Genomic DNA, 8882 nt, shown 5'->3' on the forward strand with positions numbered 1-8882 from the left:
TCCGGTCGGTGAGGACCTGTTCTTCGAGGTGGAGGGCTTCCTGGTGGCGTCCGAGGTCGGTGTAGGTGACGGCGAGGTTGGCTTGGGCGATGTGGGTGCCGGGGTGGTCGGGGCCGAGGGTGCGGATCCGGTCGGTGAGGACCTGTTCTTTCAGGTGGAGGGCGTCTTGGTGGCGTCCGAGGTGGCTGTAGGTGACGGCGAGGTTGGCTTGGGCGCGGTGGGTGACGGGGTGGTCGGGGCCGAGGGCGCGGATGCGGTCGGCCAGGACCTCTTCCTGGACCTGCAGGGCTTGGTCATGGCGCCCCAACTGGCTGTAGGTATGGGCGAGCAGTGACCGCGCGGTGACGGCGTCGGCATGGTCGGGGGCCAGGTGGCTGACCAGGATCGTCCAGTGGTCGACCGCCCGACCGTAAAGCCCATCCTCACCAAGGTTGGCTCCGTAGCGGAAAGCCAGGTGAAGCTCGGCTTGGCCGGGCGAGTCAGCCAGGTCCATGAGGGTTTCGGTGTTGTTGCGCAGGATCTGGGTGAGGGCGCGGTCGGTGTGCGCGTGTTCGGGCCACAACTCGGTCAGCCCCTGTGCCGCCGCTTCGCGAAGGTCGGCCTGGTGATGGTCGGGGATGGCTTCGGTGACGGCGCGCGCGGTGAGGGCGTGGATCCGCACCTCGCGATGAGTGCTCCTCGTGTCGTAGGTGATCAGTGCGTACCGGTGCAGCACGAGCAACGCGTCCCGGACCTCTCCCGCACCGACGTCGGCGCGTCCGGCTTTGTGTGCCAGGTGTTGGAGGACCGGCGGGGAGGTGAACAGGGTTGTGGGTTGTCCTGCGGGGTCGAGGAGTGCGGTCAGATGGAGGAGGTGGCGGGCGATGCCTGTGGTGTCGGCGGTTTCGGCCGCGTCGAGGGAGAGGAGGAGGGCGGCGGCGACCTGGCGGCCGTACCCTTCGGTATCGGCTCCGGCCGGCAGCAGCTCGTTGATGCGCCGGCTGCGGTCGCGCAGCAGGTCGAGGTAGTCGGCACAGGTCGTCTGTCGGTTGATGAGGTAGGCGGCGGCGTGGCCGAGGGCGAGGGGGAGTCGGCCGAGGTGTTCGGCGACGTTCTCTTCGTGGCTGTCGAGGAGGTGGCTGTAGCCGTCGGTGGTGAGGCGGTGGGTGAGGTAGGCGTGGGCTTCCTCGGCCGTGTAGACGTCGACGTCGACGCGGATGCGTCCCTGGCCGGTGAGGGTGGCGTCTTTGAGGCGGGTGGTGGCCAGGGTCCAGCCGGTGCCGGGGCGTGGGGGCGGCCACCACGGGGTGAGGGCCGTGGTGTCGGTGATGTCGTCGAGGACGATCAGCCAGGACCGGTCCGTGACCGCCAGCCAGGCCAGGAACGCACGTGCGTCGTCCTCGGGAGTCTCACCCGCCGCGCCGGGGGCTCGCACGCGTAGCGCGGCCTGTGCGTACGCGGTGACGGTCTGCACGCTGTCACCCGCGGCGATCCAGAGGACGAGGTCGGTTCCTTGGGAGGTGGCTTCGTGGGCGTAGGCGGCGGCGAGTTGGGTTTTGCCGACCCCGCCCCCACCGGACAGCACACGAGTGGACCCGGACCCTTGGGTGCCGGTGAGCACGGCCGTGTCTCCGGCGGCACGTGCGGCTTCGATCTCCGTGCGCAGTGCCGGCCGGGGCTGGAACGCCGACGCGGGCAGCGGCGGATCGCCGATCCGCAGCGGCCACACGACCTTGTCCCGCGCGGCGGGCAGGTGGTAGTGGCGGCTGTTGTCGACCCGGCTGTGTGCACCGAGGGCGCTGCCGTCGATGTTGCCGCCGGCCGCGACACCGTGCCGGTCGGCTTCCACGGACAGCGGCCGCACCGGGTCAGTGCTGGCTTCGACCTGACCGGCGCCCCCAGCATGAGCGGTTATTGCTCCGTCCTCCCGCGCGGGGGAGGACTCCTCCCGCGTAGCGGGTCGGGGGCCGGTATCGGTGTCCGGTGCGGGCTCGTTGCTGCGGCGGCGCCACCAGGGGGTCATCGGACCTCGCTGTCGTCACCCAGCGCGCTGCCGTCGATGTTGCCCCCGGCCGCGATCCCGTCACGCCCGGCCCGCACATCCGCACCCGACGCCGCGGCCTGTGCCGGCGTGCTCGACGCCGCAGGCGTACCGGAGACCTGGGAGCGGTCTCCGAGGGCACTGCCGACGATGGACCCTCCGGCCGCGACACCCCCACGCCCGGCCCGTACGCGCCGCCCACCACCTCCCGCGCCGCCGGTCAGGGCGACGGTCGACGCCGTCAGTCCGGCCCCGGACAACACCGTCCCCGCGATCCCCGCGACCAGCGCACCCGTATCCAGATCGACCACGACCATGACCACGATCAACCCGACGGTGACCACCCCGGCCACCACCACCGAAGCCCACACCCAACCCCGCGCAACACCAGCCACACCCCACCCCCTTCACCCTCTCGCGGCCGGACCCTCGGCCCGGCCACGTCATCCCCTCGGGGACCGACGGTAGTGGGATCACGTCCGACAAGCAGGCGAAGTTCCCGACTCCCTACCTTGGCGAGCGCGGGCGGGCGTGGAGGCTGGAGCGTGACTCAGTGTGTGTTGATCCCGAACTGGTGCAGCAGCCCTTCGACGAGGTCGTTGGCGGTGGTCTGGAGAACCTCGTCGTCGGCGATGGGGGGCAGTTCCGTGGTGGCCGGAAGAACACGCCGCGGCCGCCGTGACCGCTCGATCGGGCTGGGTTGCCCGGAGCCGTACCCGTAGGGCAGGAAGCGGAAGTCTGAGCCGTTGTTGCTGTGCGCCACGATTGCTGCGGTGATGTCCACGGTGGAGTCGAGGAGGCGGCTTTTGCGGTGGGCATCGATGACCGCGACGGCTTCGTTCAGCGTGGTGGGAAGCGTCCAGGTGTCGACCATCGCGGTGCCGACCTGAGGCGGCAGCGGGTGACTCAGGTCGACGCACACGACGACCCCTCCGTCGTGGTGGAGTTCGACCATCGCCCCAGGCTGATGGCTGCGCAGTTCCGGTACGAGGATGTTGCTGTCGACCCAGCGACGCAGCCCCACGTGCATGCCGTTGTTGATCCGATCCTGCAGGACGCCGAAGGCACCGTACGGATCATGGCGAAGCCGAAGTCGAGCTGCGGTCTTGATGCCGTCGAGGAGCACCTTCTTGGCTTCGTCGCGACTGGGGGCCGGTACCAGCCGGGGTACCGGTCGCGAGGGGCGTCCTGCAACGATCAGCCACGCACTCCCGGGATCGGACTCGCCGAGGACGACCGTGGCGGCCTGCTGACCGAGCTCGACAAGGGCTGCGTCGGCCCGTTCCTGTCGAGAGAAGCGTTCCTGATAGGCCCGCGCAACCTGGTGCTCGGACATGTAGAAGGTGTCGCTTCCGACGCGGTAGGGCGCGTTGAAGGTCGCCCTGTCCTTGTCCTTCCGCTCCCACCCGTGCTGGAAGTGCGGCGCGAGTTCGCTCGGCGTCACGTCGACGATCAGGAAGTCGGGACCGTCCCCGCCCGGCGCGGTCAGAGGGATCATGTCGACGCCGGACAGGTAGGGCTGGACGCCGTTGCGGAGGGTCTGCGTCAGCTGCTGCTCATTCACTTCGGCGAGGTCGATACCGACGGCCTCGATGTCGTCCGTGACCCCGTAGACGAGTAGGCCGCCGCGGGTGTTCGCCATCGCGGTGACGTCCTTGGCGAACTCGTTCCAGATGCCCGGTGTCGGCACGAAGGTGGGCAGGCTCTCCTTCCAGTCGAGATCGTCCGTCTCGCCTAGCTTGGTGGCCACGGCCTCCAGGACCATCTCGTGGGTGAGAGGGCCCATCGGACGGCCCAGATGTTCGTGCAGTCGAGTCCAGGAGCGCGCCATCTCGTCACCCTAAGGAGATCGGTGCGCGCTGGCGAGTGATTCGTCAAAGCCGGTCCGGGGGACTGGCGCGGCGAGTTCGGGTGGGGCTGCGGTTGGCGTCGACAGCGGTTCAACCGCGGGGTGGTCGTCGCTTTGTGTGGGGTGGGGGTGGGGTGGGGGTGTGGGGTGGTGGTGTGTTGGGGGGTGGGGGTTGGTTGTGGGGGTTGGGTGTGGTCGTGGGTGTGGGTTCGCGGGTGGGGTTGTGGGTGTGGGTGGTGGGGGTTGGGTGTGGGGTGTTTTTGGGGGTCGCTGGTTGGGGTGATTGTGGGTGGTCGGGTAGCCGGTTTCGGGAGGGCTTGTGCGGTGGGCTGGGAGGATTTTCCCGACATTAAAAAGTGGCAGCCAGTTAGTGCGGAATGGAACATTACGCCCTGACTGATCTTGGTCAGGCCGCGGGCTCCGGGGCTGTTCTGGGTGCCCGGGTGTGGTCGAAAAGGGGTGGCTGGGGTGATGGCTGGTGAGGGTGGCCGCCGGCGTGAGCGGGAGAGCGGGGCCCGGCGTTCTCAGCGGGTGGGTGTCGCTTTCAGTGAGGTCGAGTTGGAGGTTGTTCGCGCGGCGGCGGTGCGTGAGGGGATGTCGGCGGCGGGGTGGGTGGGCCGGCAGGCGATGGCGGTTGCGCAGGATGTCCTGGTGCCGGTCTCGGCGGACCGCGCGGACGTCCTTCGCGAGTTCGTGCGGGCGCGGGCCGGTCTGCGGGAGGTCGCGGTCCGCCTGGACGCTCTGGGCCCTGCCGGCGTGACGGGGGTGGGGTTGGCCGACGCTGTGGCCGATGCCCGTGCTGCGGTGGTGCGGGTGGATGAGGCGACGGTGGCGGTGATGCGGGAACGCCGGTCCCGTTCGTGATGCCGAAGAAGCCGGAGATGGGCGACGACACCTACAAGTTGGTGGAGTACCTCTTCGGTCCGGGCAAACGTGACGAGCACACCGACCCTCACCTGGTGGCGGCCTGGGACCCCGATCTGCCGTGCCCGGCCCGGCGGCCGGACCGCACCACGCTGGGTGAGCTGGCGGACCTGCTGGACGCTCCGGTGGAAGCGCTGCGTGGTGCTCGTCCGGTCAAGCACGTGTGGCACGTCTCGGTCCGTAACGCGCCCGCCGATCGCACCTTGTCGGACGGGGAGTGGGCGGAGGTCGCGGCCGAGATGGTCGACGCTGCGGGTATCGCTCCGGCCGGTGACGAACAGGCCTGCCGCTGGCTCGCGGTACGGCATGCGGACGACCACATCCACATCGTCGCGACCCTGGCCCGGGTCGATGGCCGTCAGCCCCGGCTGCGCGGCGACATCCTCGCCATGCACGCCGTCGCCCGGCAGTTTGAGGCCCGGTGGGGGTTGACGGCGATGTCGCCGCAGGACCGTACGGCGGTGCGTCGCCCGTCGACGGGGGAGCTGGCGAAGGCCGGCCGTCGGGGCTTGTTGGAGACCGCTCGGGAGTCCCTCCAGCGCACCGTGCGGACCGCGGCCGCGCTCGCCCACGACGACGTCAATTTCCTCGACCGTCTTCGTGACGCGGGTCTTCGTGTGCGTGAGCGCCACGGTGACGACGGGACCCTCGTCGGGTACGCGGTCGCGCTTCCCGGCGACCGCGCCGACCACGGCTCCCGGCCGGTGTGGTTCTCCGGCGGCTCGTTGGCTTACGACTTGTCGTTGCCTCGCGTACGGGAGCGCTATGAGCCCGCCGTCGGCCCGGTGGACTGGGCGGTGGCGGAGCGTCTGGTGCGTGAGGCCGCGGCCGCGCTCGCGCGTTCCGGCCGGGCGGAGGGCGCCGGTGACGTGGCCGCGCTCGGCGACCTTCTGGTGGCCGCCGCCGCGCACGCCCCCGCGACGGTGCGGGACCGGATCACGGCGGCGGCCGACGCCTTCGAGCAGGCCGGCCGGGCCCCGGGCGAACGTTCCCTGGAAGGTCGGGCCCGTGCCGGATGGCGGGTGTCGGCGCGCGCGTTGGAACACGCTCCGCGCACCGCCCGGGGCGGCGGCGCGGTGGTGGTCCTCACCCTCCTCGTCGCGCTCGTGGAGGCGGTGGAAGCGGCTCGCCTGTGGCACGAGGCACAGCAGCATCGCGCGCAGGCGAAGGCCGCTGCTGAGGCCGGGCGGCTGCTGCGTGAGGCCGCCGCCGCGGCCGGCGCACCGGCCTCTCGTACGGGCCCGGCCCGTACGGCGAGGACGTCGCGGGCGGTGGGCCGTGGCCCGGCCGGGCCCGCCTCCGTTACCGGTGTGCCGCCCCGTGCTCCCGGACCGCCCAAGGCCGGTCCGGGCAAGTCCCGCTGACCCGCCAGCAAGGAGTCCGTCCGTGTCCACCCCCGCGCCCGACCCCGCAGCCGTCGACCCGTTCGCCGAAGCCCTCGCGGAGGCCGCGCAGACCGCCGTAGCGGCGTTCCGGTTGATGTTGACGATCTCCGACGCCGTCCGCCGCGCCGCCCAGAAACTCCGCACCGGCCGGGAGGAAGACCTCGCCGACGAGGAGGCCCGGCTCGCGCCGGGCTGGGCGGAGCATGCCCTGCGCCCGGTCCTGGACCCCCGGGTCCTCACGAGTCTGGTCGCGGGTGCCGACTGGCCCGCGTTGGCCGGGCAGCTGGTGTTGCTGCAGAAAGCCGGCGTGGACCTGGCGACGTTCCTTCCGCATGTGGGTCAGGCCGCCGCCACGGTGCACCAGGCGGTGACCGCGAACGCGGCCCGGATCCGGGCGGCGGGTACCGACCGTTGGGCGGATCTGCTGCGCGCGACGATCCCGGAAGGGGTGGTGCGGGAGGCGATCCTCGCCTCTCCGGCCTGGCCGGGGATGGCGGACACCATGGGTCGCCTGGACCAGCGTGGTGTGGATGTGGCGGGTCTTCTGCGGTCCGCGCACGAGCAGGGGATGGGCGTGGACCGCGCGGTCGCCTCGGTCCTGGCGGTGGCGGGCCCGGCCGGGGTCACCCCGGACGGGCCGGTGAACCCGTACGCGGCCCCGGCCCCGGCCCCGGTGGCGGCGGGCTCGGCCCCGGCAGCGGCCGGGGCGGTGCCGGGGCAGTCGCGGATCCTGGATCTGGCCCCGCCTCGGGGGCCGGAGCCGGCGCCGCGGCGGTCGAAGGTGTGGTCCCTCCTGGACGACCCCGCCCCCGGGGCCGCCCCGGCCGCCGCCCCCTCCCCGGCCGCTGCCCCCGCTCCGGCTGTCGCGGGGCCGGGTCCGGGAGGGGTGAGTGCGGACGCTCGCGCGTTGTGGGGGCCGTTGACGGCCGGCCTGACGGTCCCGAACGACCTCGACCTGGCCGACCGACCCACTGCCTTGGGGCGGCTGGGGGTGTCCGGGGCGGCGAACAGCCGGCTGGTCACCCTGGTCCAGGACACGTTGGGTTCCGAGCAGGAGACGGCCCTCCTGGTCGCGACGCGGGCCTGGCCCCTGCTCGCGGCCCGCATGGCCGACACCGCCCGCGGCCCCGAAGGCGAACAGGGCCTCCTCGACCGCCTCCACGCAGGCCTCGGGGACACAGCCGCCTGGCGGCAGGCCCCGCCGTCCGAGCTCGCGGGGCGGATGGTCGTGGCGACCCTGGGCGCCCTGACGGGCCCGCCCGGCGCCCCCGTCCCGGACCGGCCCCGGGTCTCGGCGGCCGCGGCCCGCTCCCGCTCCACCACCACCTCGACCGGGCCCGCGCCCGGTCGGGCGGTCGCGGCCCAGACCGCGGTGCCTGCGCACCGGCGGCAGGCCGGGCCCGCGCCCCGGCAGGGACGCGGCCGATAGCCGGCCCCTGGGGCGCTTCTACTTCTTGAGGGCTTCGTCCCGGAGTTCCTTGCAGCGCCGGCACAACGGTGACCCACCGGCCCCGTAGCGGCAGGTCGGCTGGTGACAGCGGGCACACGGCCCGGTCTGGGAAGCGGGCCAGGTCACGGGCTCGGGCCGGCCCGGCGCGATGGTGGGGGTGGACATCGGCTGCTCCTCGACGGTTCCGGTGACGACACCCTCATTAGACCAGGTGTTCGAATTCGGTTGAGGGGTGCCACGCGGGCCCCGGCACCCACCCGGCCCCGGTTCCCGCATATGGGAACCGTCTGTCTCCCAGGGGCCGGACGGTTCCCGGGCCCGGCCGCCGGGAAGCCCTGCCTCGCCCGCCTGGCCCCCGCCGGAGCCCGGCCCCGCCCGGTGAGGTCCGCGAGGGGCCGGGGGAAGCCCCCGGGCCCGGCGCCCGGGAACGGGCCCGGTGCCGGGCATGCGCCGCCCGCTTGGGCCCGACGAGGGCCCGCTCCAGTGCTGCGCACGGCCACTTCCCGGCGCGCCTCCCGTACGGGTACCTGGCATGGGCCGCGGGGCCTCCGCTCGGGCCCGCGCCCGCAGGGCCTTGGGGGGAGCCGGCCCGGCTGTTCGTATGGACGCAGCCTGATCAGGGGGTGCTGGTGTTCTCGGGATGCTACACAGGGTGCATCATCTGATGCTCACCCACGACCGTGCCCTCCACGCCTCCTCCCGCTGGATATCCCGAACCGACTCCAACAGGAGTGGACCGAGGTCTTCGGGCCCGAGCCGACGCGCTCCCGGGCCGACAGGCCGTCACCAGGTCGACGGGGCCCGCGTGTCAGGGCCACACCCTCCCGGGGCCCGGCCGGAGTGGATTCCGTACGGGCCGGACTTCGGCCGCTCCACCACCGGAGTCCGGGGTGTCGGGCCGGGACCGGGCTCTTGCCGGGTCCGCGAAGGCCTGTCCCCGGGCCCCCGCCACCCGCTATGGTGGGGGCAGGGTTAAGCGGTCGTACCTGGTGTCCTTGAGGCATCAAAGGGGGTCAACACCCTCGACTGTGGGGTCCGCGGTCGGCCCCTGGCCTTCTGGTCAGAAGGCCTCGGTTTTACGGCCGAGGTCAAGGCCGCACCACCCCCGCCCTGTTGCCGGCCGAGCCGCGCAGCGGCTCTGTGGCCCCGGCGAAGCCGGGGCAGTGCGCAGCGAAGCGCAGCACTCACGGCCCCGCGCAGCGGGGCCGCCCCCTCCTTTGGGCGCGAAGCGCCCCGGCCCGCGAAGCGGGCACC

7 protein-coding genes are annotated in these 8882 nt (G+C 72.6%); 3 read left to right on the forward strand and 4 right to left on the reverse strand.

The annotated features are described in order from the left end of the window. The 3 genes from ABTZ17_RS29360 to ABTZ17_RS29370 form a co-directional block, all read right to left on the reverse strand. A partial coding sequence (locus ABTZ17_RS29360) for a tetratricopeptide repeat protein (protein ID WP_352198784.1) occupies positions 1–1843 on the reverse strand: 1843 nt, incomplete at its 3' end. A 155-nt stretch (positions 1844–1998) separates the two neighbouring features. Further along, the gene (locus ABTZ17_RS29365; RefSeq protein WP_352198785.1) at positions 1999–2415 is read right to left on the reverse strand and encodes a hypothetical protein; all 417 of its coding nucleotides are present in this window, start codon (positions 2413–2415) and stop codon (positions 1999–2001) included. Positions 2416–2570: 155 nt separating this feature from the next. After that, positions 2571–3851, reverse strand: coding sequence for an AlbA family DNA-binding domain-containing protein (locus ABTZ17_RS29370; RefSeq protein ID WP_352198786.1), 1281 nt, complete (start codon positions 3849–3851; stop codon positions 2571–2573). A gap of 549 nt (positions 3852–4400) precedes the next feature. On the opposite strand from ABTZ17_RS29370, the gene ABTZ17_RS29375 reads away from it, so the two are divergent. Genes ABTZ17_RS29375 through ABTZ17_RS29385 form a run of 3 tightly spaced genes read left to right on the forward strand, consistent with a single transcriptional unit; the run spans position 4401 to position 7607 of the window. Further along, positions 4401–4733, forward strand: a complete 333-nt coding sequence (locus ABTZ17_RS29375; protein WP_352198787.1) for a hypothetical protein — start codon at positions 4401–4403, stop codon at positions 4731–4733. 17 nt (positions 4734–4750) lie between these two features. After that, positions 4751–6157 carry a mobilization protein gene (locus ABTZ17_RS29380; protein ID WP_352198788.1) on the forward strand — a complete coding sequence of 469 codons (1407 nt, stop codon included), beginning with the start codon at positions 4751–4753 and terminating at the stop codon, positions 6155–6157. Between the two features lie 22 nt (positions 6158–6179). Continuing rightward, positions 6180–7607, forward strand: coding sequence for a hypothetical protein (locus tag ABTZ17_RS29385; protein WP_352198789.1), 1428 nt, complete (start codon positions 6180–6182; stop codon positions 7605–7607). Positions 7608–7625: 18 nt separating this feature from the next. Here the strand turns inward: ABTZ17_RS29385 and ABTZ17_RS29390 are convergent, their stop codons facing one another. Beyond that, positions 7626–7793, reverse strand: coding sequence for a hypothetical protein (locus tag ABTZ17_RS29390; RefSeq protein WP_352198790.1), 168 nt, complete (start codon positions 7791–7793; stop codon positions 7626–7628). Positions 7794–8882: the final 1089 nt, after the last annotated feature.

Origin of the sequence: Streptomyces sp. NPDC097619, assembly GCF_040302735.1 — a bacterium.
GTDB lineage: Bacteria > Actinomycetota > Actinomycetes > Streptomycetales > Streptomycetaceae > Streptomyces.